This is a genomic window from Achromobacter seleniivolatilans (genome assembly GCF_030864005.1).
Classification (GTDB): Bacteria; Pseudomonadota; Gammaproteobacteria; order Burkholderiales; family Burkholderiaceae_B; genus Achromobacter; species Achromobacter seleniivolatilans.
In genome coordinates this window covers 1,094,528-1,111,487 of record NZ_CP132976.1, presented here as the reverse complement: position 1 = coordinate 1,111,487, position 16,960 = coordinate 1,094,528, and the positions used below count along the sequence as shown (strand labels likewise).

Genomic DNA, 16,960 nt, shown 5'->3' with positions numbered 1-16,960 from the left:
GCATAGTCCGTTGTGGCCCCGGCCTTGCGCCGGGGCGGCCATGCTTGTATCAGCTCAGGCTTATGCCTGGCCGCACTCCCATCGCGCCAACAGCTCAAACGGGGCATCCTGCACCACGGGCAGCAAGGCAAGCGCAGCCTGCGCCGTGTCTTGCGAAATCAGCGTTGCTTCCCCGGCCTGGGCGCGGGACAGCGCCAGCGCACGAATGCGTTCCAGTTCCAAGCTGTGCGGCTCAGGCAAATACTTGCTCAACGCGTCGATGTTGGACGCCAGACATAACGCGGCTTCAGCAACGGTGAAGTCTCCGTCGATCAAATGCGAGATATCTGCCGCGCTGCGTACCAGAGACCCATAGATAAACGCGTCAAACGACGCAGCCTGGATCTCGCAATCACCGCTGTCGTGCCATGCCAGCGCAACGCCAATGTCTCCGTTGGCCAGGGGCATCAGGCAATAAAGATCACCTGCGCCCGTCTGCGCGAAAGGCAGAAAGCGGCGGCCTTGTTGAAAGACCGGGTTCAACCATTCTTCGATGTTCTCTGCGGCTTCAGAGGCCGGTATCCACTCCAGGTCGTAGACGCAAGACAGCACCGGCTGCGCGGCCAGCGTATGCGCTTTCCAGTTTGCGACCCAGGCTTTGACGTCCGGCCCATAACCCGCAAGCCCCGCGTCGATAAGCCGCGCCAGCAAAGGCGGCAACGCGATGCCGCAGGATGCGGCCAGCTCGGGATAGGAACTCATAACTGTTTACTCCACATGATTGCCCCGGAGGGCACAGGCACCGGATTGTATGCGGCCTGTTCTGCCCGCTTGCAGCCCCTACGCCAGCAACGCGCGCAACACGGCGCCCTGGCGTTCAATTTCAGACTCTTGCAGCCCGCTGTAGCCAATCACCAGCCCCGGCGGCAAAGACACCTTGCGGCAGAAATCCGCTACCGTGATCAGTGCCACGCCGGCCTTGCGCGCCTGTTCTTGCAATGCCGCCATATCGGTTGCTGGCGGCAACCACCACACCAGATGGAATCCTGCGTCCTCGCCTGTCACGCTCGCGTTCTGTGCGCCTGGCATTAAGGCTAGCGCCTGCATCACCGCATCACGGCGGCGCGCATAGATTGAACGGGCTTTGCGCACGTGGCGCGCAAAGCTGCCGTCTTCCAAAAATGCAGCCAGCGTCATCTGCTCGATGATGCTGTTTGAACGCCCTGTTGTGTGCCGCGCCCGGGTGAAGGCCGCCACCCATTGTTCGGGCACCACGGCATAACCTATGCGCAGCGCATTGAACATCGTCTTGTTGAAGCTGCCGCAATGAATGACGCGATCCGCGGTATCCAGGCTTTTCAGCGCGGGCAGCGGAGCGCTGTCGTAATTGAACTCGCTGTCATAGTCGTCCTCGACAATCCAGCTGCCAGTTTGCTCGGCCCAGGCCAGCAGTTCCAGGCGGCGGGAAACCGGCATCGTGACGCCGGTGGGCGATTGATGGGCCGGCGTCACATGTATCAACTTGACGCCGCTTTGGCGGCGCGCCCTAGCCACCGAGAAGCCGTGTTCATCGATGGGAATGGGCACCACCTTGGACGTGAACTGGCCAAATATCGGACCGCCGTTCAAATAACCCGGGTCTTCCACCAAGACCTTGTCCTGCCGCGACAGCAGAATGCGGGCACTCAGGTCCAGGCCGTCGCGTATGCCGGTCAGCACAACCACCTGATCCGCGCCGCAAGAAATACCGCGCGCCGTGCCCAGGTAGCGGGCGATCTGTTCGCGCAAAGGCCGCCACCCTTGCGATTCCTCGTTGGCCAACTGATCGGGCGTGACCCGCTGGGCGCTCGCCATCAAGCCCTTGCGCCAGGTGGCCATGGGGAACAAAGACGCATCAGCCGTGCGCGCCGAGAACAGTCCGGCCGGTGCAGCGGGTGGGACCGACTTGGCCCTTGGCGCGGAGTCCAACCGCTTCGCCGCTTCCGGCAGCCCGCCAGGAAGCCCCCGATGAAAGAAATTATCCGGAATGACGGCCGACACATAGGTGCCAGACCCCACGGCGCCAGCGGTATAGCCTTCACTGGCCAGTTGGTCATAGGCGGCCTCAACCGTTGACCGCGACACTTGCCAGCGCAAGGCCAAATTTCGTGTGGACGGTAACCGGGCGCCCGAGGCCAACGCGCCCGTCAGTATCCGTTCTTGAATCTGACGGTATACCCACGCCTGTTTGGACTCAGCCGGGCGCGGCGCATCCACCGGCAGGTCCAGGCTGGATTCTTGACGCTTACTGACTGAAAGTGGCTTGCTCATATTTAAAGATATGGCTCTATTCGAGTAGCCATTCTATCGATAAATTTCAGTTCAGCGCCCAACTGCGGGCACGCTCAATGGAACCTGACATGTCGCAACCGACTTCGCCGCTGTACACGATCACTCTGGAAACGGGCCAGTTCCCAACGGATGGCTCGGCTTCTCTTTTGGACGCCGCATTGGCCTGCGGCGCGCCCGTGCCCTTTTCCTGTCAGCGCGGCGAATGCGGTTCTTGCCGGGCCGAAGTGCTCGGCGGAGACTATGAGCGCATCACGCCGCCCACAGAGCGCTCCTACGTCACGACCGAAAACGAATTGTTGATGTGCCAGTGCCGGGCTGCGGGCGATCTGACACTGCGATTCCCGCACTGGACTGCGCCTGCCCGGCCCGCGCAACGGCGAGATGCGCGCGTGGTGTCGCGGCTGGCGCTGACCGGCAACATCACGCAACTCATCGTTGAGGTTCAGGGCGCCGAACGCTTTACCCACTTGGCCGGACAGCACGTGCAATTGCAGCTGGAAGATGGCGGCCACCGTTGCTTTTCGATTGCCAACGCGCCTGGAGGCGCTGGCCCCCAGCGCTTGGAATTCCACATCCGGCGAGCCCCCGGCGGCGTATTCACCGACGGGCTGCTGCCTGGCCTGATGCCAGGCGATGCGCTGCCGCTGCACGGCCCGCACGGCGCCTGCGTCTGGCCGCCCGCCAGCATGGACGGTATTGATCACTTGGTGCTGCTGGCAACCGGCACGGGTTTTGCGGGGGTCTTTCCCATTCTGATGGCAGCCCTGGAAAGCCGCAGTTTGAAAACGGTAACGCTGTATTGGGGCGCCAAAGATGCGCAGGATTGTTATGCCGCCAATTTGCTGAACGCCCTGCAAGGCAAAGACACTGTGTTCCGTTGGCATCCTGTGGTGTCGGGCAGCGCGTCTTCTGATCGCAACGGCCCAGGCCAGGCGCAATATGTGCAAGACGCGGCAGCCCTGGCTGAACATGACTGGTCCCGCACAGTGGTGTACGCCTGCGGCAGCCCCGCCATGGTGCGCGAAGCCCGCAAGCGCTTGACCGCCAGCGGCCTGCCCGCTGACCGTTTCCAATCAGAAGCCTTTCTGCCTGCAAATCAGACTGAGCCTCTGGCGCCCCGGCAACAAGCATTGCACCCCTGGGAGCAAGTCAGCGAGCGCTTCACGATGGCAGGCATTTTGGCGGCGCGCCAGCGTTCGATCACCGCCGTTCACGACATCGCGGCCCTGATGACGCCCGGCATCACGACGCGTGAAGCGATCACCATCGCTGACCGCTACTTGCAGCAGATGGGCGCGTCCCACAACTGGCATCCCACCTATGTCCGGTTCGAGGCAGACACGCAATCGCCCGCGGTGCAAGAAACAGACTTTGCCCGCACGCTGCGCGAGGGCGATATCTTCGTCATCGATATCGGGCCCGTGTGGGACGGCTACGAGGGCGACTACGGCGACACCTTTGTGATGGGCGCAGACGCCGACCGCCAACGTTGCGCGCACGCGGCGCGTGAGGTCTTTAAACGCACCCGGCTGGCATGGTTGGACGGTCTGACGGGGGCCGCCTTGTATGACCAGGCCGAAATCTACGCGCAGGAACATGGCTGCGCGCTGGTGCGCGATATTGCTGGCCATCGCGTGTCGGACTTTCCCCATGCGTTATATGGCAAGCATCGTCTGTCTCAGGCCGATTTCATACCGGGCGACGGCATCTGGGTATTGGAGATCCAGGTCCGCGATCTGGTCTTGCCCATCGGCGCCTTCTACGAGGACGTGCTGCTGCATTAAGCCCTGTTGAACACCGCAGCAAGATGCGCACGCATGGCAGCCCATGAGCGCGTATCGGCGCGCTCGTCATAGACAATGCCGCGCTCAGGGAAGCGGGCGCCTTCAAAGGTAAACGCATGTTGCACATGACCATACGCATGCAGTTGCCAGTCGGCGCCCGCCTGTGTCAGTTCTGACGCAATTGCCTGAACATCTGCGGGCGGGGCGATGGGGTCATCCCAGCCATGCAAGAGCAGAATACTGGCGCTGATCCGGCCGGTCACGCTGGCTTGCGGTGGCTGCAACGCGCCATGAAAGCTGACCGCCGCCAGCAGGTTGGCAGGCGCCGCGCGGGCCAGGTCCAACGCGCACAAGCCGCCAAAGCAATAACCCACCGCCGCCATCCGCGCTGGGTCCACTCCCGGAATTTCACTTGCCGCCCGCAAGCCCGCCAGCAAACGATCGCGCAGCAACGCCCGATCATCCAGCAGCGGTTGCATCAGACGCACGTTATCGCCCAAGGGATCGCCACGCACGCCCTTGCCGTACACATCAATCGCGAAACAGATGTATCCAAGGGCCGCGTATCGTTCGGCCAGATGCTTGATCGGTTCGTTCAGACCGCTCCAATCGTGCGTCAGCACAACACACGGGCGCGGGGCCGCCACACCTGGCGGGATGGCCGCATAACCTTCGAAGACGCCGTCCGCGCCTTGGTAGATGATGTCTTGCGTGCGCACAGCAGGGGTGCGAGGTGGCTGCATGGCTGGATCTCCAAACTGGAAAAATCCAGATCGTAGAAGCCGCCATGGCCGGCGTATTGAACAAATCGGACATGCGTAGTGGAAACCACACCGGCGCTGCCGCGGACTTACAGATAGAACGCCGGTCCGGGCGCCTGACCCTGTGCGCTGAAATGCGCTGCCAGCGCACTAGGCCCTTGCTCCGCATAAGCGCCGGGGGTCGTGCCTAGCCTGCGCTTCCAGTTTCGGATCTGATGGGCCTGATCGCTGAAGCCCTCCCCGCAATCGCCTTGCCCGGATTGCACGCCACACAGGCTGCCATGCAGCCGTTCCAGATCCGCCAACGCTTTAGGTCCGATGCCCAGGTGCCGGTTGAACCATCGTTGCAGATGGCGGCGGTCCACCTGCGCCGCGTCTGCGGCTTGGTCAACCCGCCCGCCTTGCCGCAGGATATCGTGCGCCGCCATCATCTGACGGGCCTCGGTAACTGGCTCTGCGCTTGCCAGCCTGCCAATCAGCCAGTGGTCTAGCTGACTGGCAATCTTGCGCGGCGAGGCGGCGGGATTCACGCCGCCAACCAAGGCGTCCGCCCGCGCATCGCCGGTAATCGCTCCTAAGTCCAGCAGACGGTCCGCGCTGCCCGCGCCTGCATGCGGAAACAAGCGGACGATGCCGGGTACAGTCAGCATGGCCATCACAAAATAGGTGTTTGACCAGGACCGCCACGACCGCACGCGTGACTGTAGACCCAGCATGGATGCGCGCGGCACCAGCGCGCCGTCTTCCGTTGCGTTCGGCCTGCCCATGTTGACAGACAGCACGGCAAACGGAATCGGGCTGGTCAGAATGGGACGGCCCTCATGGTCACCAGCCAGGTCCTGAATAAACCAATAGGACTGCACCAGCGTCGAGAGCGCAGGCGCTGGGGCCAGGGCAAGAAACATAAGGCGAAGTCAGCGGCGCGTGATTATTTCCGCGCCTTGCTCTCGTCCCAGTGCTTGTTTGCCAGCTTGGGATCAGGAAAAGGCAATTCCAGATTTGTCGGCGGCGAGGCGATCCACTTGCCGCTATCCAGATAAAAATCCATCGGAGCTTCGGATGTGCCCGCAGGCATCAGCAGCATTGTCGTGCAAGACACGCGGCCCTTTTGTTGCGCGGCGGGAGCGGGCAAGCAGGTCCCAATTGCCAGCTGCGATGTCTTCATGCCTGGCAGATCATCGCCTAGCAGCGTCAGCACGGCGGCATGCGCCTGCTCCGGTGTGGGAATGACGAGCGGCTCGGCATGTGCCGCAAAGGCGGCCATGGCCATGCCCAGAATGCCAAATGGCGCGAGTTTCATGCGGTTCCCAGTACGAAGCAATTGATCGATTCTAACAACGCGCCTCGCCCGGATACCCAGGCGCGGTGCAGCCTGACATAATGCGCCGGTCCCGATCGATCAAGCAAATGCTGTTCATCCGCCCCCATGTGCCCCATCAAACGCGCCCTGCTCGCCCTGTTCGGCGCAGCCCTTTGCCTGCAAGCCCAGGCTGAACCGCCCCTACACACGGGCTACCCCGAGTTTTACCGTTCTTTGGGCAGCAACTTGTTTACGGGGCCGGGCGCCGAACTGTCCCTGCCCTGTACCGAGTCTCCGCGGCAATGCGTGTGGGTCAATGCGATGCGGCCGGCGCTGACGCGATTTAACGCCGAGCTCTGGACCGTGCCGGGCGACCTGCCCAGCGAACCCAAGCGGGGCACGCCCGACATCAGCTTTGACGGCAAAGACCTGGTTGCGGGCAAGCAGCGCTGGAAGCTGCGCAATGCCATCAATCTTGCGCCACCCGCATGGGGCGGCACCGATCCGATTGACCCCGAGAACCTGCAAGGCATCACGGTATGGCGCAATGGCGCGTCTATGTGTCTTGAATTGACGCATAACAGCAGCGGCAGGGGCGTACGCTACACGGGGGTGCTGGTCGCGCACGGCGGCAAGTTGTATGCCTTGCCGCCGCTATTTGCATCCTGCTCCGCCATCCTCCAGGCACCCGGAAAATCATTCAGCTTCCCCAGCAACTCCTATCTGGATGACTGTACTGACAACAACGCCAGAGGGTTGCAAATGGATTACCTGTTGCCCGACGGCAAGACACGCGTGGCGCGCTATCTTCTGCAATATCCGCACCCCGAGGACCCGTACGTCTTCAGCGCCACGCGCCAATAGGCATCGCGGCAGGTCAGGCTGCCGCCGGCGCCTTGCCAGGGTGCTGCACGGCTCTGATCTTGCCGCTTTCTCCGCCGCCGCAAAAGAAACGCGTGGCGCCGTCCGATTCAAGTCCCGACACGCCCACACCCTCTGGCATGTCGACGCTTTGCAGGACTTCTCCGGTGCGTGCGTCCAACTGCCGCAGATCGCTTTGGCCCTCTTCCCAGGTCCCGTGCCACAACTCGCCATCCACCCACGTCACGCCCGTGACAAAGCGGTTGGAATCCAGTGTGCGCAGCACGCGGCCGGTGTCAGGATTAACCTGATGAATCTTGCGCGTCCGGTATGCGCCCACCCATAAACTGCCTTCGGCCCAGGCCATGCCCGAACAATCCGGCTCCGGCGCCGGGATAGTGGACAGCACCTGCCCGCTGTCAGGATCGACCTTCTGAATCTGGTTGTTGGCGATCTGGAACAGATGTTTGCCATCAAACGCCGTGCCCGCATTGGCAACCATCGCCAACGAGCGCGCCGTTTTTCCGCTTTCGGGATCAAGGGCGACCAGTTGTTCGCCCGTGGCGAACCAGACTTGCCGTCCGTCAAAAGTGACGCCATGCACACAGCCGACGCCGGGGAAAGGGCCGTATTCACGGAGGATCTTCGCTGGGGTTCGTTTCATGGTTTTGTCCTTGGGTTCGCACGCTTGGGGTCACACTTGTTTGTGCATGCGCCCATGCTACTGGCCGGGCAACAGCGCCGGGAGTAACAAGCTTGACGTGAATCCAGGCACGGGCGGAGTCGTCCAGCGGCGGGCACGCCCCAGGCCCAGCGGCTGCACAAACCCCTGCGACGCCAGCCCGTCCAAAGTGCGCTGCACCGTGCGCTGGCTAGTCCCCAGTGCCAGAGCCAGGGCGGAACTGGACCAGGCCTGGCCATCCGTCAGGAAGGCAAGCACAGCCGCTTGATCCCTATCCACGTCAGCAACCGGACGCGCCAGAACGGCGACCTCCGCGTCGCCAGCCTCCAACCGGAAGCCCCGGGCTGTGGCGGTAATGTCTGCCAGCGGTTTGATTGCCGCACGCAGACGCCCTATTTCCACCCGCAGCCGCACACGATGCGTCTCGTCGAAGAACCGGGTGCGAAAGCTCTGGAAGATCAGTGTTTCCCTGGGCACGTCTTGCGGCCATGCCTCGGCCAGCGTGCGGACCAGTGCAAACAGCACCGGACGGCTCGCCAAAGGCACGATCTTGCCGTTGCCGCGCACAACGTGGCGGCAACCATCCACGATCAGCGCTTGTGAATCCAGCAGTGTTTCCACCTCATCCAGCAGCAGATCCTGTTCTTGACCCTGCGAGATCAAGCGCGCAACAGGGGTATTCAATGCCAGAGAAACGCTTTCCACCTCGGCCGACAAGGCCGGAATGCCTGCATGCCGGGCGGCGAGTTCGGCACGCGTCAGCGCAGCGCGCGCCGTCTTTGCCTGCACCCGGCGCATGGCAATGCCTGCCGCAATCAATTCATGAACCGTGCGCGACGCAGGCGGCACGGCGGCGGGATCGAGACCGGCCAGCGTGCCTTCAGCATCGTCCAGCTTGCCGATCAGCAGTTGGCGCCGCGCTTGCAGATAAGCCGCGTGCGCCGCGTTGATCGGGTCGCCAAACCGGCCCAAGGTATTGCGTGCGGCAATCAGGGATTTTTCCGGCCACGCAAGATCGCGCGACGCCAGAGCCACTTCGGCTTGCGCAACCACGCAGCGCGCACGGGCAGCAGCCTCTTTAGGGCCGAACGCATGCACCGCACTGCGCAACAGCGCCTTGGCCCGCGCAAAGTCCCCCAATTGCGCCATGGCAATACCGCGCAACGCCAACGCAGGCGCATCGTCACGCAAGGCGACGTGATTCAGCGCAGCCAGCGGGTCACCCGATGCCAGCGCCCGCGCCGCGCTCGTGATCAGAAAGTCCATGGAAATCCCGCCACCGTTACGCTCCCGCCTCGCAAAGAGTCTGGCAATAAATCTACCACCAAGCCCGCAGGCCCAGGCATCGCGATTTGGCGCTTCAAAGGGATGACTCGCGTTTCAAAGGCATAATTTCCGGTTCTGAAAACTCAATCGGCCTGATACCTCCATGGAACTGACTCTGCCCAGCAAGCTGTTAAAGCCCCTGGAACGCGAAGCCAAAGACGCCAATCGCACGTTGCACGCGCACATCCTGAAGAAACTGGAATCCGTCACGCCGCCAGTCGAGGCCATCGACCCCAAGGTGCTGAAGACGGGCTTGCCGCAGCTGGTCGACTATCTGAACCGCATGCCTGGCGTGAAAGTCTTGTCGTCCCAGGTCACGCCGGACGCCTATTGGTGGGTCAAGCTGACAATCGACCTGGAAAACCCGCTGGCCTGGAACGTGGTGCAAGAGCTGGGTTTTGTGCTCAATGACGCCTCTATCCACCACAAGCTGCCCACGGTGTTCAAACCCGTCTCGCCGCCGCCTTATCTGAATGGCGGGCCGCGGGAATTTCTGGCCTGGGTCATTGAATCGACCTACAACTATATAGATCCGGCCTGGATCATGAAGACGATTGAAGGTTATCTGCCCCGCCCGGTCGACGATTTGACCCAATGGCGCACCGAGGACGACTCGAACTGAGACAACGTGGCGGCAGCGCGGTCTTCCCCGCCCGGGTCTCTGCAACTGTCCCCGTAATGGCGTGAACCGCCACACTGTTGCACACCAGCCATGATGTGGCCCTATTTTTTATTGACCGCCCCCGCCCGCTGCCCCTTTCCCCCCGCGCCACCGTGTAAACTCCCCCCTTTTTGACTCTGGTGGTATGTTGCAAGCCCCACAGCGCACAGGTTTAAGCGGCCCGACGCTCATTCGCTTGCTGACTCGCCTGACGGATGCCGAGGTACTGGAATCCAGGCAATCGCTATCGGACCATCTGAGCCACTGGCTAGGTTGGACGGACGCGATCGCGTTGTCCGCGGCACTGAACAATCGCCCGCCGGTGATCGCCCCCGGTTCCCGCCCCTTCGGCAGCGCCGAAGAGCGTGAATGCGTGCGCGTGCGCGCGACGTTGGCTGATGCGATTGCCAGTGATACGGCGGCCACGCCAGCCAAGAAGCACCAGGACCGCAGCCAGGCGCCCGTCAAGAAAGCGTTGGCGGAGGCTGACGCCGATTATTCGAATTTTCGTCAAAGGTATCTATCGTTGCAGCACACGATGGAAACCAGCATTGGTAATTTGCGCAGCCGTCTGCGCGGGATGGTCGCCGCCAGAAACGGTGAAATGACGCGTTTGGCCGTGGTCGACGCGATCATGGACCGCGCGCTGCTGCCCAAGGAACGAGCGCTGTTGGGTGCGATACCCAAGTTGCTTCAGGGGCATTTTGAGCGCCTGCGTCTGGCCGAGGCCGCGGCCATGGCCAACGCCAACGCCGAGGCAGAAACCCCGGCCGAGGCAAAAGCCCAGCCTGAACCGGCCAGCGAAGGCGACCTGACGCCCCTGCCGGTACAGACTGCGGCACCGATAACACCCGGCGCGTGGCTGGACGTGTTCCGCAACGATATGCGGAGCGTCCTGCTTGCCGAATTGGATGTTCGTTTACAACCGGTCGAGGGGCTGCTTGCCGCCCTTCGCGCCAGCTAACCAGGACACTATGTCCAAGTATCTGATTAATCTCGTAGTTTTTGTGGCCGGTCTGGCTGTTGTGGGCTGGATTGGCGTGGGCTATGCGGGTTCGAACCCGCTGGCGCTTGCCGTCACACTGTTGATCGGCGTCTGTTATCTGGCGGGCGCGTTGGAGCTGCTGCGTTATCAGCAGGCCACGTCAACGCTGAAGCGATCCGCGGGCGGCCTGTCGGAAGCGCCAGCCAGCCTGGGCGCTTGGCTTGAGCAACTGCATCCCAGCCTGCGTAATGCCGCCAGGCTGCGCGTCGAAGGCGAACGTGTTGGCCTGCCCGGCCCGGCGCTCACACCCTATTTGGTCGGCCTGTTGGTGCTGCTGGGCATGCTGGGCACCTTCCTGGGCATGGTGGTGACGCTGCGCGGCACCGGCATGGCGCTGGAAAGCGCAACCGATCTGGGCGCGATCCGCGCGTCCTTGGCGGCGCCGGTCAAGGGCTTGGGTTTTGCCTTTGGCACGTCTATTGCCGGTGTGGCGACGTCCGCCATGCTGGGTTTGCTGGCCGCGCTATGCCGCCGTGACCGCGTTCAAGCCGCACAACTGCTGGACACCAAGATCGCGACAACCTTGCGGCCCTATTCGCAAAGCTATCAGCGCGAAGAATCCTTCAAGCTGCTGCAACGGCAAGCCGAAGTCATGCAGCGCCAGGCCGAGGCCATGCCGATGCTGGTCGACCGCCTGCAAGCCATGATGCAAAACATGGAGCAGCAAACGAAGTCGATCAACGACCGCCAGTTGGCCAGCCAGGACGTGTTCCAGGGCAAGGCCGAAGCCGCCTACGCCCGATTGGCGTCCGTCATGGAACAATCCATGAAAGATGGCGTGGCCGAAAGCGCCCGTTCCGCGGGCGTTGCCTTGCAGCCCGTGGTAGAAGCCACGATGGCCAGCCTGTCGCGCGAAACCGCCTCCTTGCAGGACACCGTCACGCAAGCCGTGCAGCAACAGTTGAGCAGCCTGACCTCGGGCTTTCAGGCATCCACCGCGAACGTGGCGGACATCTGGAACCAGGCGCTGGCAGGTCAGCAACGCGCAAGCGAAACCCTGGCGCGTGACTTGCGCGAGTCGATGGACCGATTTGCCGAGACCTTCGAACAGCGCTCGTCCAGCTTGCTGGACGGCGTATCGGCCCGTTTGGAAGCCTCGTCGGGTGATATGTCGGATGCCTGGACGTCCGCCCTGTCCCGCCAAGAGCGCGTCAGCGAAAAACTCGCGGGCGACAATCTTCAGGCGCTGACTTCGGCTGCAGCCAGCTTCGAGCAGCATTCGGCGTCGCTCTTGCGCACCCTGAACCAGTCGCACACCTTGCTGCAATCGGAACTGGCGTCGCGCGATCAGCAACGCCTGTCCGCCTGGACCGAAACGTTGGGCGCCATGGGCGCCACGCTGCGCCAGGAATGGGAACAGGCCGGCGCACAGGGCGCTGCCCGCCAGCAGGAAATCAGCGAAACGCTGGCGCAGACCGTGCGCGACATCCATGCTCAGGCCGCGACGCAAGCCCAGGTGCTGGAAGGCGTGTCGGTTCGCATGGAGGCTGCGGCCAACAGCGTATCGGATCGTTGGAACACCGCCCTGTCCCGCCAGGAACAGGTCAGCGAAAAGCTGGCCGCCGACAATCAGCAGGCTCTGGCTACGGCCGCCGCCACGTTTGAACAGCATTCGGCGTCGCTGCTGCGAGCGCTGGACCAATCGCATACCGACCTGCAAACTGCGCTGGCCTCGAAGGACGAGGCACGCCTGTCCGTCTGGACCGATTCGCTGGCTGCCATGGCTGCCACGCTGACCCAGCAGTGGGAACAAGCGGGAACACACTCGGCCACGCGCCAACAGGAAATCAGCGAGTCCTTGGCCAACACGGCGCAAGGCATCACGTCGCAAACCGAGGCGCAGGCCAAACTGCTGGAAAGCGTGTCGGCGCGCCTGGAAGCGGCATCCGCCAACGTGTCCGATCAATGGACCACGGCGCTGTCCCGCCAGGAACAGGTCAGCGAAAAGCTGGCCGCCGACAATCAGCTTGCGCTGGTCACAGCCGCTGCCGCTTTCGGCGAACACTCAACATCCCTGCTGCACACGCTGGAACAATCCCATGCGGACCTGCACGCGGCACTGGCCGCCCGCGACCACGAACGCCTGGGCGCGTGGACCGGCACGCTGACCACGATGGCTGCGGCGCTGGGTCAGGAATGGAAGGCAGCCGGCGACCACACGGTGGCCCGCCAGCAAGAGATCAGCCAGACCCTGGCCCAAACCGCGCAGGACATCGCAGCCCAAACCGAAACGCAGGCCATCCTGCTGGAAACGGTGTCGACCCGTCTGGAAACGGCAGCGGGCAGCGTGACCAAAGCCTGGACCGATGCGCAGGCCCGCCAAGAACAGGTCAGCGACAAGCTGGCCAGCGACAATCAGCAGGCATTGACCACTGCGGCGGCTGCCTTCGAGCAGCATTCCGCATCGCTCTTGCGCACGCTGGATCAATCGCACATGGACCTGCAAACGGCCCTGGCCGCCAAAGACGAAGCACGTCTGGCGGCCTGGACCGGCAAGCTTGCCGCGATGGCCGATGCACTGGGCCAGGAATGGGAATTGGCGGGCGCGCAAGCCGCCACCCGCCAGCAAGAGATCAGCCAAACCCTGGCGCAGACCGCACGCGAAGTCGCGACGCAGACCGAAGCCCAGGCCAGCCTGCTGGAAAACGTGTCGACCCGTCTGGAAACTGCGGCAGACAGCGTGACGCAGGCCTGGACGGATGCGCAAGCCCGCCAGGAACTGGTTGGAGAAACGCTGGCCGCAAGCCATCAGCAAGCGCTGGAATCGGCGGCTGCGGTATTCGGCGAACATTCGGCGGCGCTCTTGCGCACGCTGGACGAATCGCATGCCGATTTGCAAACGGCTCTGGCGTCCAAGGACGAAGCCCGACTGACGGCGTGGACGGCATCGCTTGCCGCGATGGCCGACGCGCTGCGTCAGGAATGGCAGCAAGCCGGCGCCGCCACCGCCAGCCAGCAACAACAGATTTGCGACACGCTCGCCCAGACCGCGCACGACATCACGTCGCAAACACAGGCGCACGCGAGTGACACCATCGCGGAAATCGGGCGTCTGGTGCAAGCCGCATCGGAAGCGCCCAAGGCTGCTGCCGAGGTCATTGGCGAATTGCGCCAAAAGCTGTCGGACAGCATGGTCCGCGACAACGACATGCTGGAAGAACGCAACCGCCTGCTGGAAACGCTGGACACGCTGCTGAACGCCGTAAACCACACCGCCGCCGAGCAACGCACGGCCGTGGACGCGCTGGTCGCGTCTTCAGCGGAGTTGCTGGACCGTGTGGGTACGCAGTTCACCGATAAGGTCGAAGCCGAAACCGGCAAGCTCACGGACGTGGCCGCGCAGGTCACCAGCAGCGCGATCGAAGTCGCCAGCCTTGGCGAATCCTTCGGCATGGCCGTGCAGCTGTTTGGCGACTCCAACGACAAGCTGGTCGCCCATCTGCAACGCATCGAAGCGGCGCTGGACAAGTCCATTGCCCGCGGCGACGAGCAACTGTCCTACTACGTGGCGCAAGCCCGCGAGGTGGTTGATCTGAGCCTGATGTCGCAAAAGCAGATCATGGAGAACCTGCAACTGCTGGCCAGCCAACGGGCAACCGCCGGAGCGCAGCCCGCATGAACGAGAACATCGACGGCGGCGTGGAATCGGCGGCCCCTGCCTGGGCCGTCTTCGGCGACCTGATGTCGGTGCTGCTGGGCGCCTTCGTGCTGATTCTGGTCAGCGTGATCGGCGTGCAGCTGCAACTGTCCACACAGCTGGAAGAAGAGGTCAAGCAGCGCCAGGAAGAAACGCAACGCCGCGAGACGCTGGAGCAGGCGCTGGCCGGTCCCTTGGCTGCCGGCCGGGTCACGCTGATCAACGGCCGTATCGGCATCAGCGGAAGCGTGCTGTTCGCACTGAACTCTGATCAGTTGCAGCCCCAGGGCCGCGAGATTCTGAAGACCCTGATCGAACCTTTGTCGGCTTACCTGAAGAGCCATGACGAAATCCTGATGGTCAGCGGCTACACCGATGACCAGCAAGTGCGCGAAGGCAACCGCCGTTTTGCGGACAACTGGGATCTGTCGGCACAGCGCGCCTTGACGGTCACGCGCGCACTGATCGACGAAGGCGTGCCCTCGTCGACCGTATTCGCAGCGGCCTTCGGGTCTGAACAGCCGGTGGCGTCCAACGCCGACGAAGACGGCCGCGCAAAGAACCGCCGCGTGGAAATTACGCCCATTCCCAAACCGTCCAACGAGCCGGGTAAGCCGCGTGAGCAGTGACGGCACCCGGATGATGGACGCCCGCGCCACGCTCAACGGCTGGCGCGAGGCCGGTTGCGACCGCGCAAATCCGGTTCGCTTCCAGTTTCTGGACGCAATGGAGCGGCGCTCGGCCAAGCTTGAGGGCCCTGCCCGGCAGTTGCTGGACGATAGACTGGCGGCGCTGATTCAGGCCTATCAAGCGCAGCTGGATAAGGGCCAGGAAGACATCCCAGACGTACCGGCACTTGATGCCCCGGCCGATACGGCATCAGCCCCGGCCAGCGGCACCTTGGCCGAACTGATCGATTACATCGCCAACCCGGCCTCGCCCGATGGTCAGGACGCCGGCATACGCGACGCTCTGGGCCTGCGCGCTGCCTACCCCGACCTGCCAATGCTGGATTACTTTCGAGCAATCTGGTCGCGGGTCAGCGCCGACCGCCAGGTGCGCCAGTCGCAAGAGCAGGTGCACAAAAACGCCGGGCCGCTCAACTCCAATCAGCTCGTTCATCGCGGCCTGTCCCTGATGCGCGAAGTCTCGCCCGGTTATCTGCAACACTTTCTGGCGTACACCGACGCGCTGATCTGGATGGAACAATTGAACGCCGCCACGGCTCCCGCACCCAAGGAATCCGCCCGCGCGGGTTCTGCCAAAAAGACCACGCGCGCCAAAAGCCGCTAGGTCAACACCGCGCGCTTCGCCGGATGCCGAAGGTTATTGAACTTGGGACTGGATGAAGACATGGGACAATGCCGTCTCGTTTGTCTTTGCGTGGCCCGCGAGCCGTAAATGAAGCTGCTGAAGCAGCGTTTTGAGGAAATGATGAATTTTTGGGTCCCTGTAGTCTTAGGTACGTTCAAGCTCCTCGTGTTGGGCACGGGCATGTTTCTCGCCATCAAATCTCATTACGATGGAGAAAAAAAGGAGAAGAAGGACAAGGAAAAGGAAGTGAAAGCGCCGTAGTGAAGACTCGTTGCTAAAGGTGCACCGAAAGCCCGTTGCTATCCACCCAAAAAACAGCAGCCCTTTAAAACAAACTGGGTGGCAACTGGTCCGGTAACGTCGGGGCGCTACACGGGCTTGACCGTGCGGCGCGCATTATCTGCGATGGCCCCGGCCACAAACCCGAACAGAGCGGGTGGAAAATCGTGACCCATTCCGTCGATGATGAGCAGTTTGGCGCCTCGAATATTGGCCGCCGTGTCCTTCCCTGCTTCCGATGAAACCAGCGGGTCGTCTGACCCATGAATCACAAGCGCCGGAGCACTTACTTTGGCTAGCCGAGACCTTAAATCACCGGTTGCTGCAATGGCCGCAATATGCCGCCAAAACCCGCCTGGGTTGTATGCACGCTGGACTTCGGCCAAGGCTTGCTCTCGCTGGGCGGATTCGTCAAACGGATAACCTCGCCCGGCAATCATTTTAGAAAAAGCAACGCAATGGGCGAGATAGCCTTTTTCGTCTTTCAATGGATGTGGCGCGGGCGATGTCATCAGCGCCATCACGGCAGGGCTGGCTTGCGGCAGCTCACGGTTGCCAGTGCTGGACATCATGGAAACCAGCGATAGAACCCGTTCAGGATGCTCGCTAGCCAATAGTTGAGCGATCATGCCTCCCATAGATCTCCCAACCACGTGCGCTCGTTGGATTTGCAACGAATCGAGAAGTCCCAAAGCATCGTTCGCCATATCGAAAAGCGTATACGGAACATTGGGCGCTACGCCGACAGAGGCTGCGTCGGAAATCGCAGCAAGATCGGGCATTGATGCACTATCAAAGTGAGTTGAAAGACCCACGTCGCGATTGTCAAAGCGAATCACGCGCAAGCCTTGTTCTGCCAATAACCGGCAAAACGTTTCGCTCCAACGTGTCATCTGTGTCCCAAGACCGGAAATCAGCAGAACCGCTTCCGCCTCGCTATTTCCAAAGCTATCGTATTCAATTTCAATTTCGTTCACTGTCGTTTTGGGCATGGCGTGCG

Annotated in this window: 16 protein-coding genes; 8 read left to right on the top strand and 8 right to left on the bottom strand. The window is 62.4% G+C overall.

Features of this window, described 5'->3' with window-relative positions; all coding sequences use genetic code 11:
* Nucleotides 1-60: 60 nt before the first annotated feature.
* Together RAS12_RS04915 and pdxR are read right to left on the bottom strand one after the other, a co-directional pair.
* A complete protein-coding gene (locus RAS12_RS04915) occupies nucleotides 61-741 on the bottom strand; it encodes an SMI1/KNR4 family protein (RefSeq protein WP_306945696.1) in 681 nt (226 codons plus the stop codon).
* 78 nt (nucleotides 742-819) lie between these two features.
* On the bottom strand, nucleotides 820-2,289 hold the full coding sequence (pdxR, locus tag RAS12_RS04910; protein ID WP_306945693.1) for a MocR-like pyridoxine biosynthesis transcription factor PdxR: 1,470 nt from the start codon (nucleotides 2,287-2,289) through the stop codon (nucleotides 820-822).
* Between the two features lie 89 nt (nucleotides 2,290-2,378).
* Here pdxR and RAS12_RS04905 point away from each other — a divergent pair, with 89 nt between their 5' ends.
* On the top strand, nucleotides 2,379-4,094 hold the full coding sequence (locus tag RAS12_RS04905) for an NAD(P)H dependent flavin oxidoreductase family protein (protein WP_306945691.1): 1,716 nt from the start codon (nucleotides 2,379-2,381) through the stop codon (nucleotides 4,092-4,094).
* Here the strand turns inward: RAS12_RS04905 and RAS12_RS04900 are convergent.
* The 3 genes from RAS12_RS04900 to RAS12_RS04890 form a co-directional block, all read right to left on the bottom strand.
* On the bottom strand, nucleotides 4,091-4,837 hold the full coding sequence (locus RAS12_RS04900; protein ID WP_306945689.1) for a dienelactone hydrolase family protein: 747 nt from the start codon (nucleotides 4,835-4,837) through the stop codon (nucleotides 4,091-4,093). The two genes, RAS12_RS04905 and RAS12_RS04900, sit on opposite strands and share 4 nt — an antisense overlap.
* 107 nt (nucleotides 4,838-4,944) lie before the next feature.
* On the bottom strand, nucleotides 4,945-5,760 hold the full coding sequence (locus tag RAS12_RS04895) for a helix-turn-helix transcriptional regulator (protein WP_306945687.1): 816 nt from the start codon (nucleotides 5,758-5,760) through the stop codon (nucleotides 4,945-4,947).
* Nucleotides 5,761-5,783: 23 nt separating this feature from the next.
* The gene (locus RAS12_RS04890; protein ID WP_306945685.1) at nucleotides 5,784-6,155 is read right to left on the bottom strand and encodes a hypothetical protein; all 372 of its coding nucleotides are present in this window, start codon (nucleotides 6,153-6,155) and stop codon (nucleotides 5,784-5,786) included.
* Nucleotides 6,156-6,281: 126 nt separating this feature from the next.
* Between RAS12_RS04890 and RAS12_RS04885 the strand changes: the two genes are divergently transcribed.
* Nucleotides 6,282-7,019: a hypothetical protein gene (locus tag RAS12_RS04885; protein ID WP_306945683.1), complete on the top strand. Its 738-nt coding sequence runs from the start codon at nucleotides 6,282-6,284 to the stop codon at nucleotides 7,017-7,019.
* Nucleotides 7,020-7,032: 13 nt separating this feature from the next.
* Here the strand turns inward: RAS12_RS04885 and RAS12_RS04880 are convergent, their stop codons facing one another.
* Entirely contained in the window at nucleotides 7,033-7,680 is a 648-nt protein-coding gene (locus RAS12_RS04880) for a Vgb family protein (RefSeq protein WP_306945680.1), read from the bottom strand.
* Nucleotides 7,681-7,737: 57 nt separating this feature from the next.
* Nucleotides 7,738-8,964, bottom strand: a complete 1,227-nt coding sequence (locus RAS12_RS04875) for a helix-turn-helix domain-containing protein (protein ID WP_306945678.1) — start codon at nucleotides 8,962-8,964, stop codon at nucleotides 7,738-7,740.
* 163 nt (nucleotides 8,965-9,127) lie between these two features.
* Between RAS12_RS04875 and RAS12_RS04870 the strand changes: the two genes are divergently transcribed.
* The 6 genes from RAS12_RS04870 (at nucleotide 9,128) to RAS12_RS04845 (ending at nucleotide 15,942) form a co-directional block, all read left to right on the top strand.
* A complete protein-coding gene (locus RAS12_RS04870; RefSeq protein WP_306945676.1) occupies nucleotides 9,128-9,646 on the top strand; it encodes a hypothetical protein in 519 nt (172 codons plus the stop codon).
* A 184-nt stretch (nucleotides 9,647-9,830) separates the two neighbouring features.
* The gene (locus RAS12_RS04865; RefSeq protein ID WP_306945674.1) at nucleotides 9,831-10,649 is read left to right on the top strand and encodes a DUF3348 domain-containing protein; all 819 of its coding nucleotides are present in this window, start codon (nucleotides 9,831-9,833) and stop codon (nucleotides 10,647-10,649) included.
* 10 nt (nucleotides 10,650-10,659) lie between these two features.
* Nucleotides 10,660-14,349: a DUF802 domain-containing protein gene (locus RAS12_RS04860; RefSeq protein WP_306945671.1), complete on the top strand. Its 3,690-nt coding sequence runs from the start codon at nucleotides 10,660-10,662 to the stop codon at nucleotides 14,347-14,349.
* Nucleotides 14,346-14,996: an OmpA family protein gene (locus RAS12_RS04855; RefSeq protein WP_306945669.1), complete on the top strand. Its 651-nt coding sequence runs from the start codon at nucleotides 14,346-14,348 to the stop codon at nucleotides 14,994-14,996. Before RAS12_RS04860 ends, RAS12_RS04855 begins: the two co-directional genes overlap by 4 nt.
* Nucleotides 14,986-15,660, top strand: coding sequence for a DUF2894 domain-containing protein (locus RAS12_RS04850; RefSeq protein ID WP_306945667.1), 675 nt, complete (start codon nucleotides 14,986-14,988; stop codon nucleotides 15,658-15,660). Before RAS12_RS04855 ends, RAS12_RS04850 begins: the two co-directional genes overlap by 11 nt.
* A gap of 108 nt (nucleotides 15,661-15,768) precedes the next feature.
* Nucleotides 15,769-15,942: a hypothetical protein gene (locus tag RAS12_RS04845; protein ID WP_306945666.1), complete on the top strand. Its 174-nt coding sequence runs from the start codon at nucleotides 15,769-15,771 to the stop codon at nucleotides 15,940-15,942.
* Nucleotides 15,943-16,049: 107 nt separating this feature from the next.
* On the opposite strand, the gene RAS12_RS04840 is transcribed toward RAS12_RS04845, so the two are convergent.
* Nucleotides 16,050-16,952, bottom strand: coding sequence for an alpha/beta fold hydrolase (locus tag RAS12_RS04840; protein ID WP_306945663.1), 903 nt, complete (start codon nucleotides 16,950-16,952; stop codon nucleotides 16,050-16,052).
* Between the last annotated feature and the right edge of the window lie 8 nt (nucleotides 16,953-16,960).

Coding starts and splice junctions, on each gene's coding strand:
- RAS12_RS04915 (WP_306945696.1), bottom strand. CDS start 741: ATGAGTTCCTATCCCGAGCTGGCCGCATCCTGCGGCATCGCGTTGCCG.
- pdxR (WP_306945693.1), bottom strand. CDS start 2,289: ATGAGCAAGCCACTTTCAGTCAGTAAGCGTCAAGAATCCAGCCTGGAC.
- RAS12_RS04905 (WP_306945691.1), top strand. CDS start 2,379: ATGTCGCAACCGACTTCGCCGCTGTACACGATCACTCTGGAAACGGGC.
- RAS12_RS04900 (WP_306945689.1), bottom strand. CDS start 4,837: ATGCAGCCACCTCGCACCCCTGCTGTGCGCACGCAAGACATCATCTAC.
- RAS12_RS04895 (WP_306945687.1), bottom strand. CDS start 5,760: ATGTTTCTTGCCCTGGCCCCAGCGCCTGCGCTCTCGACGCTGGTGCAG.
- RAS12_RS04890 (WP_306945685.1), bottom strand. CDS start 6,155: ATGAAACTCGCGCCATTTGGCATTCTGGGCATGGCCATGGCCGCCTTT.
- RAS12_RS04885 (WP_306945683.1), top strand. CDS start 6,282: ATGTGCCCCATCAAACGCGCCCTGCTCGCCCTGTTCGGCGCAGCCCTT.
- RAS12_RS04880 (WP_306945680.1), bottom strand. CDS start 7,680: ATGAAACGAACCCCAGCGAAGATCCTCCGTGAATACGGCCCTTTCCCC.
- RAS12_RS04875 (WP_306945678.1), bottom strand. CDS start 8,964: ATGGACTTTCTGATCACGAGCGCGGCGCGGGCGCTGGCATCGGGTGAC.
- RAS12_RS04870 (WP_306945676.1), top strand. CDS start 9,128: ATGGAACTGACTCTGCCCAGCAAGCTGTTAAAGCCCCTGGAACGCGAA.
- RAS12_RS04865 (WP_306945674.1), top strand. CDS start 9,831: ATGTTGCAAGCCCCACAGCGCACAGGTTTAAGCGGCCCGACGCTCATT.
- RAS12_RS04860 (WP_306945671.1), top strand. CDS start 10,660: ATGTCCAAGTATCTGATTAATCTCGTAGTTTTTGTGGCCGGTCTGGCT.
- RAS12_RS04855 (WP_306945669.1), top strand. CDS start 14,346: ATGAACGAGAACATCGACGGCGGCGTGGAATCGGCGGCCCCTGCCTGG.
- RAS12_RS04845 (WP_306945666.1), top strand. CDS start 15,769: ATGAAGCTGCTGAAGCAGCGTTTTGAGGAAATGATGAATTTTTGGGTC.
- RAS12_RS04840 (WP_306945663.1), bottom strand. CDS start 16,952: ATGCCCAAAACGACAGTGAACGAAATTGAAATTGAATACGATAGCTTT.